We start from the raw sequence: 15,836 nt of genomic DNA on the forward strand, positions 1-15,836 counted from the left end.
ACTATGCAAAACAGACCAATCATTATCGGAGTAACAGGGGGATCTGGTGGAGGAAAAACCAGTGTTTCGAAGGCTATCTTGTCACATTTTCCAAATGAGAAAATCTCTATGATTGAGCATGATTCCTACTATAAAGATCAATCACATTTAACCTTTGAAGAACGTATTAAGACTAATTATGACCATCCTTTTGCTTTTGATACTGACTTGATGATTGAGCAAATTAAGGAATTGTTGGCGGGGCGTCCTGTTGATATTCCTACCTATGATTATGCTGCCCATACAAGAAGCTCGAAAACCTATCGTCAAGAACCTCAAGACGTCTTTATTGTAGAAGGAATTTTGGTTTTAGAAGACAAACGTCTTCGTGATTTGATGGATATAAAGATTTTTGTGGACACAGATGATGATGTTCGTATCATACGTCGTATTAAACGCGATATGGAAGAACGTGGTCGTAGTTTGGATAGCGTTATTGATCAATATCTAGGTGTAGTAAAACCTATGTATCATCAATTCATTGAACCTACAAAACGTTACGCTGATATTGTAATTCCTGAAGGAGTAACCAATACTGTAGCGATTGACTTGTTGACTACTAAGATTGAAAAGATTTTAGAAGAGGCTCGTTTAGCCCAGTAATAAATAAAAAAAGACTGTATCTATTGATACAGTTTTTATTGTTTTATTTTTTCAAGTCTTGGAACGATAATGAGGGTCAAGAGAGCAGAGATGATTAATTCTGCGATCGAATTTGTGGAGATAACAGTCGCTAATAGTTTTTGAATATTTCCATCAAAAACATTACCAAAGAGGAAGAAGATACCACCTAAAACAAATACTGTATTTGTCAGCGAGCCAAGTGCACCTGCGAAGATCAGTCCGGCTTTTCCTTTTAGCAGTTTGTATACGAAATAAGGCGTTAAACCTATCAAGATTCGTGGGACAATTGCAATCACAACTGAATATAGGTTACCATTAGGTACAAAAGGTGAGAAGAGATAGCTTGTTGGTAGAATTGTAAGTGTATTAACCGTCAAGCTAATCATTCCCATTAAGAAACCTAAGGTCGCGCCAATTCTTGGTCCATAGATAATACTTGCAATAATTACTGGAATGTGGACGATAGTTGGTTTAATAGGAAAGGGCAGTACGTTAAATAGGATTGAACTCAGTAAATGAATGACAATCATACTGGCAAAAAAGATAGCGATTGGAGCAATATTAGAGCGTTTGTTCATGAAGTTTATCCTTTATTTGTTGTAAAATAGTTTCAAAATCAGCGAGAGCACCACGACCGATATCACCACAGGCCAGTAGCGAATCTTTAGGAGAAATAATTGTATAACCATAATCTTCTAAAGTTTTAAGATTAGCTTGGGTCGCAGGGTGGTCAAACATCTTTGTGTTCATAGCTGGAGCCAATAGTTTGGGTACAAAGTGTGGCAAAGCAAGAGCAGTAGCAGTCACCATATTGTCAGCAAACCCGTGAGCTAATTTAGCAATTGTATTGGCTGTCGCAGGAACTACGATAAATAAATCTGTTTCTTTTCCTATTTGAATGTGATTCACTTGATCTGGAAAAGGTTCCTGCATGACATCGAGATGTACAGTATTTTGTGATAGTACTTGTAAAGTTAATGGCTGAATAAATGCTGTTGCTGACTGAGTCATAAGAACAGTAACAGAATGCCCCTGTTTTTTCAAAGAACTAACTAGGTCAACTGTCTTATATGCGGCAATAGATCCAGTAATAGCGAGTGTAATACGGGCCATAATATTCCTTTCTTTTAGTCATAGCTTTTGATTTTCTCGAGAAGTAAATCAGCAATTTCTTGTTTACTCATAGCAGTTTGGAAAGAATTTTTTTCAACTAAGTAAGCCTTATGTTGGTCGCTACTAATCTGAGTAAGGTCGTTTGCGACAATTAAATCAGCTTGGTTCTTTTCAAGACTTTCCTGAGCAACTTGAATCAGATGTTCCTGACTGACATCAACCAGTAATTTAAATCCTATCAGGTGAATCTTAGGATTCCATTCTTTAACAAGAGATATGATTTTTGGATTCTTCTTGAGAAATAGAACCTGGACGTCTTCCTTAGATGAGATTTTGGTTTCCTGATTTTTCTTATCTAAAAACTCTGTTAAATCTTGACTAGCTTTAACCTCACCAAATCCAGTCATATAGACAGGAGTGTAATCTGATACAGCCATAGAATGGATTAATACCTGGTAATCCATTGCCTTATCTTTCATGACTTGTAGCAAATCAACTGTATTTTTAATTTCGATGATGGTTAAGTTTGGATGACTAACTGGCTTAACTGCCTGAAGAGTGGTAATCAAACAAACTTCATAACCAGCCGCTAGAAGAGTTTCGGTTATAATCTTACCTAGTCTACCAGAAGAGTGGTTGGTTATTGAACGAACATTATCAATTGCTTCGCTAGTACCGCCAGAAGTAACTAAAATTTTCATAGAACTATTGTACAAAAAAATGAGCATTAAGTAAAATGAAAGTGATATAACAAGGGTCGGAAATAGGATGTTAATCCATAGTTAAAATCTATAAAGACATATAAAAATTTAGATAGAGATAAAGAAAGTCTGTTATTTAGCGATATTCACGAACGTTACTAATCATAATCACTGTTAAAAATCTTGTTTTATGATATAATGAATTAACACATTAGATGTAGAGGAGTTTGTTATGAAAACAGATATTGAAATCGCACAGAGTATCGAGCTAAAACCAATCGTTGATGTTGTAGAGAAACTTGGTATTTCTTACGACGATTTGGAATTGTACGGAAAGTACAAGGCTAAGCTTAGCTTTGATAAAATCCGTGCAGTTGAGAGCAATCCTGTAGGAAAATTGATCCTGGTAACAGCCATCAATCCAACACCAGCAGGAGAAGGGAAATCGACTATCACTATCGGGCTTGCAGACGCCTTGAATAAGATTGGTAAGAAAACCATGATTGCTATCCGCGAACCTTCTCTTGGACCTGTTATGGGTATCAAGGGCGGTGCTGCTGGTGGTGGTTATGCACAAGTTTTACCAATGGAAGATATCAACCTTCACTTTACTGGTGATATGCATGCTATTACAACTGCAAACAATGCTCTTTCTGCCCTGATTGACAATCACTTGCATCAAGGGAATGAGCTAGGTATCGACCAACGTCGTATTCTCTGGAAACGTGTTGTAGACTTGAACGACCGTTCCCTTCGTCACGTAACTGTTGGTCTTGGTGGTCCACTTAATGGTATTCCACGTGAAGATGGTTTTGATATCACAGTTGCTTCCGAGATCATGGCCATTCTTTGCTTGGCAACTGATATTGAAGATTTGAAACGTCGTTTGGCTAATATCGTCATCGGCTACCGTTATGACCGCACACCAGTTTCAGTAGGTGATTTGCAGGTTGAGGGTGCTTTAGCATTGATTTTGAAAGATGCTATTAAGCCAAACTTGGTTCAGACAATCTATGGTACACCTGCCTTTGTACATGGTGGCCCATTTGCCAATATTGCCCATGGTTGTAACTCTGTATTGGCAACGACAACAGCACTTCACTTGGCTGATTACACAGTAACTGAGGCTGGTTTTGGTGCAGACCTTGGTGCTGAGAAGTTCCTAGATATCAAGACACCTAACTTACCAACAGCTCCAAGTGCAGTAGTTATTGTAGCGACTCTTCGTGCCCTTAAAATGAATGGTGGAGTTGCAAAGGATACTTTGACAGAAGAGAATGTAGAAGCAGTACGTGCTGGATTTGCAAACTTGAAACGTCACGTTGAGAATATCCGTAAGTTTGGTATTCCAGCGGTTGTTGCTATTAACGAATTTGTATCTGATACAGAAGCAGAAATTGCAGCCTTGAAAGAACTTTGTGCTTCAATCGATGTACCAGTCGAATTAGCTAGCGTATGGGCTGATGGAGCTGAAGGAGGAGTGGTTCTGGCTGAAACTCTCGTCAAAACAATTGACGAAAACCCAGCAAACTACACACGTCTCTATGACAACGACCTTTCTGTTCAAGAAAAGATTGAAAAGATTGTCACTGAAATCTATCGTGGAAGCAAAGTAAACTTCGAGAAGAAAGCTCAAACTCAAATCGCACAAATCGTACAAAACGGTTGGGACAAATTACCAATCTGTATGGCGAAAACTCAATACAGTTTCTCAGATAATCCAAATGCACTTGGTGCACCTGAAAACTTTGAAATTACTATTCGTGAATTGGTACCAAAATTGGGGGCAGGCTTTATCGTTGCACTTACTGGTGACGTTATGACCATGCCTGGACTTCCAAAACGACCAGCTGCTCTCAACATGGATGTTGAAAGCGATGGAACTGTTCTTGGATTATTCTAATCGAACAACAAAAGACAACCTTATAAATGAGGTTGTCTTTTTTACTAGAAAAAACTCCTAGAAACCTTCTAGGAGTTTAATCTTTATTTCATAGTTGGGAAAAGAAGTACGTCACGGATAGTAGTAGTATCTGTGAGGAGCATGCAGAGACGGTCAATACCGATTCCCAAACCACCTGTTGGTGGCATACCATATTCAAGGGCTTCAATGTAGTCGTAGTCAATGCCTGTTGCTTCATCATCACCAAGTTCTTTTGCTTTGGCTTGAGCTTCAAATCGGCTAAGCTGATCGATTGGATCGTTCAATTCTGTGAAGGCATTTCCGTATTCTTTAGTCATGATGAAGAGCTCGAAACGGTCAGTGAAGCGCTCGTCTTCAGGATTTTTCTTAGCAAGTGGAGATACAGCTACTGGGTGACCATAAACAAAGGTAGGTTGAATCAAAGTTTCTTCGACAAATTCTTCAAAGAAGGCATTGATGATGTGACCAACTTCTGTGTAGTGTTTTTCAACTGGAACTTTCTTCTCAGCTGCGATAGCTTTAGCTTCTTCGAAAGTCATATCTTTCCAGAAATCAACACCTGTAATTTCCTTGATTGCATCAACCATGTGAACACGTTTAAATGGTTCGTTTATCTTGATTTCAGTTCCTTGATAGATAACTGGTCCGTCACCTTTAACAGCTTTAGCTACGTGTTGGATAATACCTTCAGTCAAGTCCATGATATCGTGGAAGTCTGCATAAGCTTGATAAACCTCGATAGAAGTGAACTCAGGGTTATGTGTAGCATCCATTCCTTCGTTACGGAAGATACGACCGATCTCATAAACACGTTCCATACCACCAACGATAAGGCGTTTCAAGTGAAGCTCAGTCGCGATACGAAGTACCATGTCGATGTTTTGTGCATTGTGGTGTGTGATGAATGGGCGAGCAGCAGCACCACCAGCTTCGTTGTGAAGAACAGGTGTTTCGACTTCAAGGAAACCTTGAGCATCGAGGTAGCGACGGATTTCAGAAATGATTTTTGAACGTGTGACGAAGCGATCAAAGCTTTCACGGTTAGAAATCAAATCAAGGTAACGTTTACGGTAGATTGTTTCAACGTCTGAAAGTCCGTGGAATTTCTCTGGAAGGGGACGAAGGGCTTTAGACAAGTGTGTGATGTGAGTAGCTTTGATAGAGAGTTCTCCCATATCCGTACGCATCACTTCACCTTCAACACCTAGGAAGTCACCAAGGTCAGCTTTCTTAAAGATTTCGTAGTTTTCTTCACCGACAGCATCTTTACGAACGTAGATTTGAATTTGGCCTTCGCGGTCTTGAAGGTGAGCAAAGCCGACTTTACCCTTACCGCGTTTTGTGACTAAACGTCCAGCAATAGTAGCAGTTTCGTTTAATTCGTTTAGCTGTTCTTTATCAAGGTCAGCAAATTTATCTTTTAGTTCTTGAGAGTTGGCAGTACGTTCAAAACGTTTACCGAAAGGATCAATTCCTTGTTCACGGAGCGCTGCCATTTTTTCACGGCGAACGATCTGCTGGTCATTCAATTCTTCCATATGTTCTGTTGACATGGGTTCCTCCTAATTTTTAATCAAATTTTGAAATAATAAATCAATTTTTCACGATACTCCCATTTTATCATAAATAGTCAAGAAATTCACGGATATTCTATAAAAACTAAAAAGAACTTGATTCTATCCATCAAGTTCTATCATTTTCTTTGATAAGAAGTATCGTTCCATGTTTTTAAATTGAATTTTTTAAAGTCTTCAGTTTCTATAATTGTTAGACTTGCATTGGCCAAACCTCCATCTTTGCGGAGAAGAGCTTCATTATAGCCTAAAAGAGTACGAAGACTTGCAGTGAGATTTGCTCCGTGGCCAACCAGTAATAGTTGTTCTGCCTTCGTGCTTTTCAAAGATTTAATAAATTGAATGGTTCGTTGAGTTGTGCTGTAGAGTGATTCGGCTTCGAACATACTAGTATCAAACTTGGCTAAGTTTGTTTTAAAGGCTTGAATTTGCTGCGGATAGATCGCATTTAAAGTAGCAATTTTTAAACCTTCTAGTTTACCAAGATGCCATTCTCTTAGTTCAGGTACACTTTCCAGAGGGCACGGGTTTGTTAGTTGGCTTTGGATAATTTCAGCAGATTTTACAGCCCTTGGCAAATCACTCGAATAAATTTTATCGAATGAAACATCTTTAAGATATTGACCGAGTTCCTTTAAAGTCTCAATGGACTCAGGAAGAAGTGGGGAATCTCCGCCTGCACCTTGAAAGCGACCTTCTAGATTCCAGACTGTTCGACCATGACGAACAAAGTAAAGTTTCATGACTTGTTTTCCTCCAAAATATCAACAAAGTTTGCTTTAACAAAGTTTGCCAAATCTTGTGGCGCAATGATGATACTGTGTCCGACTTCTCCGGCAGATACAATCATTTTTTCTAATTTCAAAGCTGTTTCATCAATATAAATAGGGTAGTTGTGTTTTTGACGGATACCGACAGGGTTATTTGCACCATGGATATAACCAGTTGTTTTTTCTAAATCCTTTTGCGGAACCATGGCCACTTTTTTATTACCTGAAATCTTTGCTAATTTCTTTTCAGAAAGGTGTTCAGTGATGGGAACAATTCCAATAACTGGACCAGTCTTGTCACCCAATAACGCTAAGGTCTTAAAGGTATGATTTCTATCATAACCAGAAGGAAGTTCTCCTTCTAAAGCATTGATTTGAATACCTTGATGGTCAACACCTGCCTTAGTCAAAATTTGCTCTACTAAGGTTTTTTTTACTTTAACTTTTTTAGCCATTATTTGTATTTATCCTCCAACTGACTCATCCAAATACCTAACCAAATGCCAAGAGCGAAGAAGAAGGCGATGATGACATAGGAAACAAGAGATAAACCACTGTAGTTAATGCTTTCGGCATTACCCGCATTTGGAATCAATATCAAGAGAGTACTTGAAAGGACGATCCCAATGATAAAGTGATAGACACGAGAGTGGTAGACACGAAGAGCATAATCCATCAATTTTGAAAAAATAATAAGAGTGGCAGCAGCCCCAATTCCTATTGGAAGGAAGGTACCAAATAAATCAAAAGTTTTAAATCCAGTTAACATTGGGGTATAAAGACCTAAAATCAAGAGAAGATTTGAGGGGCTTAATCCAGGAACCAAGATACCTAGAGCGAGCAGAGCACCAGCTAGGATAAAACTTGTGAAACTTGCGCTGAGTGAACCAACAACAAAGTTTAAAGCGTAAAGACCAATTCCAGAAACGATAAAGGTAACCCAAAACCAAATCAGATCGACTTTGTCTCTTTCAGAATCTTGAGTAGCTTCCTTTACAAGACTTGGGACTGTACCAATAATAGCACCCGCAAAACTCCATAAAACATAAACCTGATAATGCTCAAGGAGGTACTCAATTGGATAAGAAAATAGCCCAATACCTAGTAACATTCCAATAGCAACAGGTAAGAAATAAAGGATATCTTCTTTAAGGTTTTTAAATGGATGGGCAAGAAATCGAATCATTCTTTCATAAATCCCTAAAATAGCTGCCAGAACACCACCAGATATACCAGGTAATATAAATCCTAGGGCAATAACAATTCCTTTAATCATTTTTGAAATCCAAGATAACATAAACTCTCTCCATATTTATTCTCTAAAATTCTCTTCTTGTATTATATCACAAAGTAAGAGAAATAAAAAAGCAAGCAGAAGGAATATCTGCTTGCTGAATGAAATTAAGGTTTTAAGAATAGTTTTCTAAACGTTTCTTCCTTATCTTTTGATAAAGAAATAAGATTTAGGTCTAGATGGTGTTCAAATCCAACCAGTTTACCTTTTGACGTGTATTGATGGAGATCAAAGTCAAGGTCTGTATTTGGTGAACTTTCAAAGTAGCCTGAGTCAAGTCCGTAGGATGGAATCCAAATAGCAGAAAACTTATCTGTACTGATGCTATGTTCTTCCATGAAATAAACACCGATGTAGATACCAATATTCTTAGCTCCAAGTGATTCTAACTTAGCACGAAATGCCTCTACTCCTTGGTTCATATCTGACATTGTTTTTTCTTCAACATCTAACCAATAGTAACTTGGATTGTATGGCGAAGCTGAATTATAAAATGATTCGGCCGCTTTTTCCATATCCTCTACACTTTTACCAGATACATAGGCATATACAGCAACTGGAACATTTCTCTTTTGAAACTCAGCGATATGACTTTTATAAGCTTTATCAATACCGTTTGTATAAGATGCATCGTTCTCAGTGGTGATCTGATTTCCTCCGTGGACTCGAACAATGACACCGGAGATATTTTGAGATAAAATATCGTAATTGATTTCCGATGGTCTCTGCCAACCAGAGATATCGATGATAGGCTTATCCAAGTTATGTAGAGCTTGTGTTTCTATTTGAACTGGATTTTGTTTAGTTTTTACAGGATGTTCTTCGAATCGTGGACGATTGAGAATCAAGAATCCTATAAAAGCAGCAAATATAATAACTATAAAAGCTGGACGAATTTTTTTTCTCATACCTCTTTAGTTTATCGTAATTTGTGAAAAAAATCAAAAAATTTACTCAAAATTAAGTAGTGATAGTCATTAACGTCATGTTGACTTCATCAAATTTGTGTATCGTAGACTAAATTATGGTATAATAATAAAGAATTTCTATAGAAAAGAGAAAAATATGGCAAATTATGCAATTATTTTAGCTGCGGGTAAGGGTACCCGTATGAAATCAGATCTACCTAAAGTTATGCACAAGGTTGCGGGAATTTCAATGCTTGAGCATGTTTTTCGTAGCGTTGGGGCAATTAATCCTGAAAAAACAGTTACCGTAGTTGGACATAAGGCTGAACTTGTAGAGCAAGTTTTAGCAGGACAGACTGATTTTGTCAGACAATCTGAGCAATTAGGTACTGGTCATGCAGTTATGATGGCCGAACCAATTCTTGAAGGCCTTTCTGGACAAACATTGGTTATTGCAGGTGATACACCATTAATCACGGGTGAAAGTCTAAAGAACTTGATTGATTTCCATGTAAACCACAAGAATGTAGCAACAATCTTAACTGCAGAAGCTGACGACCCATTTGGTTATGGACGTATTGTTCGTAATGATAATGCTGAAGTGCTAAGAATTGTTGAACAAAAAGATGCGACTGATTTTGAAAAACAAATCAAAGAAATTAATACAGGAACCTATGTTTTTGATAACGCTCGTCTCTTTGAGGCACTTAAGAATATCAATACCAACAATGCTCAAGGTGAATACTATATTACTGATGTGATTGGTATTTTCCGTGAAGCTGGTGAGAAGGTAGGAGCTTATACTCTGAAAGACTTTGATGAAAGTCTCGGTGTAAATGACCGTGTCGCACTTGCTACAGCAGAAGCTGTAATGCGTCGTCGTATTAACCAAGCACACATGGTCAATGGGGTAAGTTTTGTAAATCCAGAAGCAACTTATATTGATGTGGATGTTGAAATTGCTCCAGATGTACAAATTGAAGCTAATGTAACCCTCAAAGGTTCTAGTAAGATTGGTGCGGAAACTATTTTGACGAACGGAACTTATATCGTTGATAGTACGGTAGGTTCTGGTGCTGTAATTACCAACTCGATGATTGAAGAAAGCACAGTAGCAGATGGCGTTACAGTTGGACCTTACGCTCATATTCGTCCTGGATCTAGCTTAGCTAAGGATGTTCATATCGGAAACTTTGTTGAGGTGAAAGGTTCTTCTATTGGCGAAAATACCAAAGCGGGTCATTTGACTTATATTGGAAACTGTGAAGTTGGAAGTGATGTCAACTTTGGTGCTGGAACCATCACTGTGAATTACGATGGTCAACACAAGTTCAAAACTGTCATCGGTAACAATGTCTTTGTCGGATCTAATTCAACGATTATCGCTCCAGTAGAACTAGGGGATAACTCTCTTGTTGGCGCAGGTTCAACAATTACTAAAGATGTGCCTGCTGATGCAGTTGCTATTGGGCGAGGCCGTCAAGTTAATAAGGACGAATATGCAACTCGTCTCCCTCACCATCCTAAAAACAAATAGGAGCTAACCATGGAATTTGAAGAGAAGACGATTAGTCGAAAAGAAATCTATAAAGGTCCTATTTTCCAATTAGTTCAAGACCAGGTTGAACTTCCTTCAGGAAAAGGGACGGCTCAACGCGATTTGATTTTCCATAACGGTGCAGTATGTGTTCTTGCAGTTACTCAAGAAAACAAGATTGTCTTAGTGAAGCAATATCGCAAGGCGATTGAAAAAGTTTCTTACGAAATTCCTGCTGGAAAATTAGAAGTCGGCGAAAATGCAGATCCAGAAGCAGCAGCTCTTCGTGAATTAGAAGAAGAGGCAGCCTATACCGGCACATTAAGCCTTCTTTATGATTTTTACTCTGCGATTGGATTTTGTAACGAGCGCTTAAAACTTTATTTGGCAAGTGATTTGAAAAAGGTTAAAAATCCTCGTCCACAGGATGAAGATGAAACATTAGAACTACTTGAAGTTAGTCTTGAACAGGCTAAACAACTCATCCAGTCTGGTGATATCTGTGATGCCAAGACTATCATGGCTATCCAGTATTGGGAATTACAAGAAAAATAGAGGAGGAACCCATGGGAAGACCTTTATTAACAGACGAAATCATTGAGCGTGCGAATCGAGGTGAAGATATCTCTGGTCCTGCTTTAGTAGATGATCAAGAAACGAAGATATTGTCAACTTCATCTCAATATGATGGATATTCACGTTCAAGTGACCATGGATTTAGTCAGGATACTTTAACGATTGAGGTTGAACCTCAAATCCATAAGAGTCGTCGAATCGAAAATACCAAGAGAAATGTCTTTAACTCTAAATTGAATAAGATTCTATTTGCTGTTATTCTTCTCTTGATTTTGCTAGTTTTAGCAATGAGATTTATTTAAGGGGAATGTCATGAAAATAGGAATTATAGCAGCTATGCCAGAAGAGCTAGTTTATCTAATTCAACATTTAGAAAATGCTCAAGAAGAGGCGGTATTAGGAAATAAGTATCATACAGGAAAAATTGGTTCAGTCGAGCTTGTCTTGGTCGAGAGTGGAATTGGTAAAGTTATGTCTGCAATGAGTGTAGCAATCCTAGCCGACCACTTTAAAGTAGATGCTGTCATCAACACTGGTTCAGCTGGAGCTTTAGCAGAAGGGATCGAAGTCGGTGATGTAGTGATTGCTGATAAGCTAGCTTATCATGATGTTGATGTGACTGCTTTTGGGTATGAATACGGTCAAATGGCCCAACAACCACTCTATTTCGAATCTGACAAGAAGTTTGTCAGTATGATTCAAGAGAGTTTATCTAAACTTAACCAAAAATGGCATATAGGTTTGATTGCGACCGGTGATAGTTTTATTGCGGGTGAAGATAAGATTAAAGCTATAAAAGAACATTTTCCTCAGGTGCTTGCGGTTGAGATGGAAGGAGCGGCTATCGCTCAAGCAGCTCACGCGCTGAATCTACCTTTCTTAGTTGTCCGTGCCATGAGTGATAATGCGAATCACGAAGCTTCTATTTCATTTGATGAATTTATCGTAGAAGCTGGACGTCGCTCAGCACAAGCCCTTCTAACTCTCCTAGAAACAATTCATAATTAAAATCTAAAGAACACTAGCAAGTGTTCTTTTTTATTGGAAATAGAAGCTTGTCTCAGTTAAAGTTATTTTTTGTCTTTTTTGATATAATAGAAACATTGATTTGAAGAATAGGAAGAGAAAATGAACCCTTTATTAAACGGTATGAATGACAAACAGGCTGAAGCGGTCCAAACAACAGAAGGTCCACTGCTGATCATGGCGGGGGCTGGTTCCGGTAAGACACGAGTTTTGACCCACCGTATCGCCTACTTAATTGATGAAAAAATGGTTAATCCATGGAATATTTTAGCTATTACCTTTACCAATAAAGCAGCACGCGAGATGAAGGAGCGTGCCTATGGGCTCAATCCAGCTACTCAAGACTGTTTGATTGCGACCTTTCACTCTATGTGTGTTCGTATCTTACGTCGTGATGCAGATCATATTGGATATAATCGTAATTTTACAATTATCGATCCAGGTGAACAGCGAACGCTAATGAAGCGTATTTTGAAAGAGTTAAATCTAGATCCAAAAAAATGGAATGAACGCTCTATTCTAGGAACTATTTCTAATGCTAAGAATGACCTGATTGACGATGTTGCTTACGCTGCTCAAGCTGGAGATTTGTATACTGATATTGTGGCTAAATGTTATACTGCATACCAAAAGGAGCTTCGTCAGTCTGAGTCGGTGGACTTTGATGATTTGATCATGTTGACGCTGCGTCTTTTTGATCAAAATCCTGATGTCTTGACATACTACCAACAAAAGTTTCAGTACATTCATGTTGACGAGTACCAAGATACCAATCATGCCCAGTATCAACTTGTTAAACTCTTAGCTTCTCGTTTCAAAAATATCTGTGTTGTTGGGGATGCAGACCAGTCTATCTACGGTTGGCGTGGCGCTGATATGCAAAATATCCTTGATTTTGAGAAGGATTATCCAGATGCTAAGGTAGTCTTGTTAGAGGAAAATTATCGTTCCACTAAAACCATCCTACAAGCTGCCAACGATGTTATCAAAAATAATAAAAACCGTCGTCCTAAGAACCTTTGGACTCAAAATGCAGATGGGGAACAAATCATTTACTATCGTGCTAATGATGAACAGGACGAGGCTGTCTTTGTAGCTAAAACGATTGATGTACTTGGCCGTAGCCACAACTTCCTACATAAAGACTTTGCAGTTCTTTATCGTACTAATGCCCAGTCACGTACCATAGAGGAAGCTCTGCTTAAGTCAAATATTCCGTACACAATGGTTGGTGGAACGAAATTCTACAGCCGTAAGGAAATTCGTGATATCATTGCTTACCTCAATCTTATTGCTAATTTGAGTGATAATATCAGTTTTGAACGCATTATCAACGAACCAAAACGTGGTATTGGTCCAGGAACTATTGAGAAGATTCGTGACTTTGCGAACATGCAAGAAATGTCTATGTTAGATGCCTCTGCAAATATCATGTTGTCTGGTATCAAGGGGAAAGCTGCTCAATCTATATGGGACTTCGCTAATATGATTCTCGATTTGCGTGAACAACTGGACCGATTGACAATCACGGAGTTGGTAGAAGCAGTATTAGAAAAAACAGGTTACGTTGATTTACTTAAGGCCCAAGCAACCTTGGAAAGTAAGGCTCGGGTTGAAAATATTGAGGAGTTCCTCTCTGTTACGAAAAACTTCGATGATAATCCTGAGAGTGACGAAGAGGAAACAGGACTAGATAAACTTAGTCGATTCCTGAACGACTTGGCTTTGATAGCAGATACGGACTCTGGTAGCCAAGAGACATCTGAAGTAACCTTGATGACTCTACACGCGGCCAAAGGGCTTGAGTTTCCTGTTGTCTTTATCATTGGTATGGAGGAAAATGTCTTTCCGCTCAGTCGCGCTGCTGAAGATTCAGATGAATTAGAAGAAGAACGTCGTTTGGCCTACGTAGGAATCACGCGCGCTGAGAAAATTCTTTATCTGACCAATGCAAACTCTCGCTTGCTATTCGGACGTACTAGTTACAATCGTCCCACTCGCTTTATCAATGAGATTAGTTCAGATTTGTTGACTTATCAAGGATTAGCACGTCCGACTAATACAAGTTTTAAAGCGTCTTATAGTGGCGGAGGAACAGCATTTGGTAAAGGAATGAGTTTGGCTCAGGCGCTTCAAGAACGAAAGCGGAATGCTGCTCCTACATCGATCCAATCAAGTGGTTTACCATTTGGACAATTTGCATCTGACACTAAATCAGCTTCTAGTGAGACTAGCTGGTCTGTTGGGGATATTGCCCTTCATAAAAAATGGGGTGAAGGAACTGTGCTGGCAGTTTCAGGCAGTGGATCCACTCAAGAATTGAAAATCAATTTCCCAGAAGTCGGTCTCAAAAAACTTTTAGCTAGTGTAGCACCGATTGAGAAGAAGTAAGTTTTCTTAATGAATATGATTCCCTTTTGAAATGGCAAGAGGGAATTTTTTGATTCTCTTATCACAAGATTGTGATAGTTTACAAGTTTTTAACAAATAGCTTTTTAAACTTCACTATCTAAAAAAATAGTGTATAATTGAAAATGTCTTTAAAAGGAGAAGAAAATGACTGAAAAGCAAATGAAAACGTTGGGTTGGATTGCAACCTTTATGTCTGTAATGATGTATATCTCATATATTCCACAAATTATGAACAACCTTGCAGGTCAAAAGGGAAACTTTATCCAGCCAGCAGTAGCTGCAATTAACTGCAGTCTTTGGGTTTACTACGGACTCTTTAAAAAAGAACGTGATATTCCTTTGGCAGCAGCCAATGCACCAGGTATCGTTTTTGGGATTATCACAGCTTTGACAGCTTTATTTTAAAAATAAAAAGCAACTAGCAGAATGTTCTGCTGGTTGCTTTTATTTGTTTACAAAATATATTTTTCAATAGCGCGTGCAACGCCGCCTTCTTCATTGCTGGTTGTTACGGCATCCGCGAGAGATTTGACGTAATCGCTAGCGTTTCCCATGGCAATCCCAAGACCAGCAAACTCTAACATCTCAATATCGTTATTGGCATCCCCCATTGCCATGATTTCAGAAGGTTGGATATTCAAAATCTCAGCCAAACGAGAAAGTGCTGAAGCCTTGGTTGTGCCAAGTGGCATTGCTTCATAGATAACAGGTTGAGAACGAACTCCGCTAAATCTCTGACAAAGTTCTTCAGCAAATCGTTGTTCAAAATCATCTGTTTGCTCTTTTGTGCCTAAGAACATGCCTTGGAACATGCGATATTTCCCGCTAGTAGCTTCTTCCAGTGAGATTTCAGTCAGGTCAGCAAAGACAAGTGTAGCATCATATTGAACGATAGGATTTGGTTTGCCTCCGAGAACGAAGTAGTGTTCCTCGTCAAAGAGAGTCAACTGGACCTCACTCTTTTCAGCAAAGTCATTCAGGTATTCGATGTCTGATTTGCTAAGTTCTCGCCAGTCAACAAGGCCCCAGTCACTAGTTTGGTGGGTAGAACAACCATTGTTGACAATAACGTATTCATTCTGCAAATCAAGACCTAGTTTTTTATAGTAGGGAAGAACTCCAAAGAGAGGACGACCAGTACAGAGGACCAGTTTGACACCTTTTTCGATAGCCTTATGAATAGCATCAATATGAGCCTGAGGAATTTCCTTGGCTTCGTTGAGCAGAGTACCATCCATATCTAGGGCAAGTAATTTAATCATAGTATTTCCTTTTTACGTGTTTTGCCTATATTATAGCATATTATGGGAATCAGAGACAGAATCTTCTGTTAAATCA

The 15,836-nt window shown here is 38.7% G+C and carries 17 protein-coding genes; 8 read left to right on the forward strand and 9 right to left on the reverse strand.

What is annotated here, in order from left to right; translation table 11 throughout:
• Positions 1 to 3: 3 nt before the first annotated feature.
• On the forward strand, positions 4 to 642 hold the full coding sequence (gene udk, locus QM419_RS02565) for a uridine kinase (protein ID WP_007555045.1): 639 nt from the start codon (positions 4 to 6) through the stop codon (positions 640 to 642).
• A 35-nt stretch (positions 643 to 677) separates the two neighbouring features.
• Here the strand turns inward: udk and QM419_RS02570 are convergent, their stop codons facing one another.
• From QM419_RS02570 to coaB, 3 genes are read right to left on the reverse strand one after another with little or no spacing between them, the layout of a single operon-like run.
• The gene (locus QM419_RS02570; RefSeq protein ID WP_045614921.1) at positions 678 to 1,241 is read right to left on the reverse strand and encodes an ECF transporter S component; all 564 of its coding nucleotides are present in this window, start codon (positions 1,239 to 1,241) and stop codon (positions 678 to 680) included.
• Positions 1,225 to 1,776 (reverse strand): phosphopantothenoylcysteine decarboxylase, encoded by a 552-nt coding sequence (gene coaC / locus QM419_RS02575; RefSeq protein WP_414259052.1) that lies wholly within the window; start codon positions 1,774 to 1,776, stop codon positions 1,225 to 1,227. Before coaC ends, QM419_RS02570 begins: the two co-directional genes overlap by 17 nt.
• A gap of 14 nt (positions 1,777 to 1,790) precedes the next feature.
• Positions 1,791 to 2,477, reverse strand: a complete 687-nt coding sequence (gene coaB / locus QM419_RS02580) for a phosphopantothenate--cysteine ligase (RefSeq protein WP_414259053.1) — start codon at positions 2,475 to 2,477, stop codon at positions 1,791 to 1,793.
• Positions 2,478 to 2,709: 232 nt separating this feature from the next.
• Between coaB and QM419_RS02585 the strand changes: the two genes are divergently transcribed.
• Entirely contained in the window at positions 2,710 to 4,380 is a 1,671-nt protein-coding gene (locus tag QM419_RS02585; RefSeq protein WP_414277777.1) for a formate--tetrahydrofolate ligase, read from the forward strand.
• An 83-nt stretch (positions 4,381 to 4,463) separates the two neighbouring features.
• Here the strand turns inward: QM419_RS02585 and lysS are convergent, their stop codons facing one another.
• The 5 genes from lysS to QM419_RS02610 form a co-directional block, all read right to left on the reverse strand.
• Positions 4,464 to 5,954, reverse strand: coding sequence for a lysine--tRNA ligase (lysS, locus tag QM419_RS02590; RefSeq protein WP_414277778.1), 1,491 nt, complete (start codon positions 5,952 to 5,954; stop codon positions 4,464 to 4,466).
• Positions 5,955 to 6,094: 140 nt separating this feature from the next.
• Positions 6,095 to 6,718 carry a histidine phosphatase family protein gene (locus tag QM419_RS02595; protein ID WP_414277779.1) on the reverse strand — a complete coding sequence of 208 codons (624 nt, stop codon included), beginning with the start codon at positions 6,716 to 6,718 and terminating at the stop codon, positions 6,095 to 6,097.
• The gene (locus QM419_RS02600; protein ID WP_414277780.1) at positions 6,715 to 7,200 is read right to left on the reverse strand and encodes an aminoacyl-tRNA deacylase; all 486 of its coding nucleotides are present in this window, start codon (positions 7,198 to 7,200) and stop codon (positions 6,715 to 6,717) included. The genes QM419_RS02595 and QM419_RS02600 overlap by 4 nt, the downstream gene beginning before the upstream one ends.
• Positions 7,200 to 8,042, reverse strand: coding sequence for a DUF368 domain-containing protein (locus QM419_RS02605; RefSeq protein ID WP_414277781.1), 843 nt, complete (start codon positions 8,040 to 8,042; stop codon positions 7,200 to 7,202). The genes QM419_RS02600 and QM419_RS02605 overlap by 1 nt, the downstream gene beginning before the upstream one ends.
• A 104-nt stretch (positions 8,043 to 8,146) precedes the next feature.
• The gene (locus tag QM419_RS02610) at positions 8,147 to 8,947 is read right to left on the reverse strand and encodes a GH25 family lysozyme (protein WP_414277782.1); all 801 of its coding nucleotides are present in this window, start codon (positions 8,945 to 8,947) and stop codon (positions 8,147 to 8,149) included.
• 157 nt (positions 8,948 to 9,104) lie between these two features.
• On the opposite strand from QM419_RS02610, the gene glmU reads away from it, so the two are divergent.
• The 6 genes from glmU to QM419_RS02640 all read left to right on the forward strand — a co-directional run bounded on the left by glmU (position 9,105) and on the right by QM419_RS02640 (position 14,903).
• Entirely contained in the window at positions 9,105 to 10,484 is a 1,380-nt protein-coding gene (gene glmU / locus QM419_RS02615) for a bifunctional UDP-N-acetylglucosamine diphosphorylase/glucosamine-1-phosphate N-acetyltransferase GlmU (RefSeq protein ID WP_414277783.1), read from the forward strand.
• Between the two features lie 9 nt (positions 10,485 to 10,493).
• Positions 10,494 to 11,039, forward strand: coding sequence for an NUDIX hydrolase (locus QM419_RS02620; protein WP_414277784.1), 546 nt, complete (start codon positions 10,494 to 10,496; stop codon positions 11,037 to 11,039).
• Positions 11,040 to 11,050: 11 nt separating this feature from the next.
• Complete coding sequence (macP, locus tag QM419_RS02625) at positions 11,051 to 11,362, forward strand: cell wall synthase accessory phosphoprotein MacP (protein WP_414277785.1); 312 nt, start codon at positions 11,051 to 11,053, stop codon at positions 11,360 to 11,362.
• A 10-nt stretch (positions 11,363 to 11,372) separates the two neighbouring features.
• Complete coding sequence (locus QM419_RS02630; RefSeq protein ID WP_414253672.1) at positions 11,373 to 12,068, forward strand: 5'-methylthioadenosine/adenosylhomocysteine nucleosidase; 696 nt, start codon at positions 11,373 to 11,375, stop codon at positions 12,066 to 12,068.
• 120 nt (positions 12,069 to 12,188) lie between these two features.
• Positions 12,189 to 14,477: a DNA helicase PcrA gene (pcrA, locus tag QM419_RS02635; RefSeq protein ID WP_414277786.1), complete on the forward strand. Its 2,289-nt coding sequence runs from the start codon at positions 12,189 to 12,191 to the stop codon at positions 14,475 to 14,477.
• Between the two features lie 165 nt (positions 14,478 to 14,642).
• The gene (locus tag QM419_RS02640; RefSeq protein ID WP_006150712.1) at positions 14,643 to 14,903 is read left to right on the forward strand and encodes a SemiSWEET family transporter; all 261 of its coding nucleotides are present in this window, start codon (positions 14,643 to 14,645) and stop codon (positions 14,901 to 14,903) included.
• Between the two features lie 47 nt (positions 14,904 to 14,950).
• Here QM419_RS02640 and QM419_RS02645 read toward each other — a convergent pair whose 3' ends face one another.
• Positions 14,951 to 15,760, reverse strand: a complete 810-nt coding sequence (locus QM419_RS02645) for a Cof-type HAD-IIB family hydrolase (protein ID WP_414277787.1) — start codon at positions 15,758 to 15,760, stop codon at positions 14,951 to 14,953.
• Between the last annotated feature and the right edge of the window lie 76 nt (positions 15,761 to 15,836).

Origin of the sequence: Streptococcus infantis (assembly GCF_047464715.1) — a bacterium.
GTDB classification, from domain to species: domain Bacteria; phylum Bacillota; class Bacilli; order Lactobacillales; family Streptococcaceae; genus Streptococcus; species Streptococcus infantis_S.

What these genes read in the sequence shown, in the direction of transcription:
- udk (WP_007555045.1), top strand. Translation starts at nt 4, where the DNA reads ATGCAAAACAGACCAATCATTATCGGAGTAACAGGGGGATCTGGTGGA.
- QM419_RS02570 (WP_045614921.1), bottom strand. Translation starts at nt 1,241, where the DNA reads ATGAACAAACGCTCTAATATTGCTCCAATCGCTATCTTTTTTGCCAGT.
- coaC (WP_414259052.1), bottom strand. Translation starts at nt 1,776, where the DNA reads ATGGCCCGTATTACACTCGCTATTACTGGATCTATTGCCGCATATAAG.
- coaB (WP_414259053.1), bottom strand. Translation starts at nt 2,477, where the DNA reads ATGAAAATTTTAGTTACTTCTGGCGGTACTAGCGAAGCAATTGATAAT.
- QM419_RS02585 (WP_414277777.1), top strand. Translation starts at nt 2,710, where the DNA reads ATGAAAACAGATATTGAAATCGCACAGAGTATCGAGCTAAAACCAATC.
- lysS (WP_414277778.1), bottom strand. Translation starts at nt 5,954, where the DNA reads ATGTCAACAGAACATATGGAAGAATTGAATGACCAGCAGATCGTTCGC.
- QM419_RS02595 (WP_414277779.1), bottom strand. Translation starts at nt 6,718, where the DNA reads ATGAAACTTTACTTTGTTCGTCATGGTCGAACAGTCTGGAATCTAGAA.
- QM419_RS02600 (WP_414277780.1), bottom strand. Translation starts at nt 7,200, where the DNA reads ATGGCTAAAAAAGTTAAAGTAAAAAAAACCTTAGTAGAGCAAATTTTG.
- QM419_RS02605 (WP_414277781.1), bottom strand. Translation starts at nt 8,042, where the DNA reads ATGTTATCTTGGATTTCAAAAATGATTAAAGGAATTGTTATTGCCCTA.
- QM419_RS02610 (WP_414277782.1), bottom strand. Translation starts at nt 8,947, where the DNA reads ATGAGAAAAAAAATTCGTCCAGCTTTTATAGTTATTATATTTGCTGCT.
- glmU (WP_414277783.1), top strand. Translation starts at nt 9,105, where the DNA reads ATGGCAAATTATGCAATTATTTTAGCTGCGGGTAAGGGTACCCGTATG.
- QM419_RS02620 (WP_414277784.1), top strand. Translation starts at nt 10,494, where the DNA reads ATGGAATTTGAAGAGAAGACGATTAGTCGAAAAGAAATCTATAAAGGT.
- macP (WP_414277785.1), top strand. Translation starts at nt 11,051, where the DNA reads ATGGGAAGACCTTTATTAACAGACGAAATCATTGAGCGTGCGAATCGA.
- QM419_RS02630 (WP_414253672.1), top strand. Translation starts at nt 11,373, where the DNA reads ATGAAAATAGGAATTATAGCAGCTATGCCAGAAGAGCTAGTTTATCTA.
- pcrA (WP_414277786.1), top strand. Translation starts at nt 12,189, where the DNA reads ATGAACCCTTTATTAAACGGTATGAATGACAAACAGGCTGAAGCGGTC.
- QM419_RS02640 (WP_006150712.1), top strand. Translation starts at nt 14,643, where the DNA reads ATGACTGAAAAGCAAATGAAAACGTTGGGTTGGATTGCAACCTTTATG.
- QM419_RS02645 (WP_414277787.1), bottom strand. Translation starts at nt 15,760, where the DNA reads ATGATTAAATTACTTGCCCTAGATATGGATGGTACTCTGCTCAACGAA.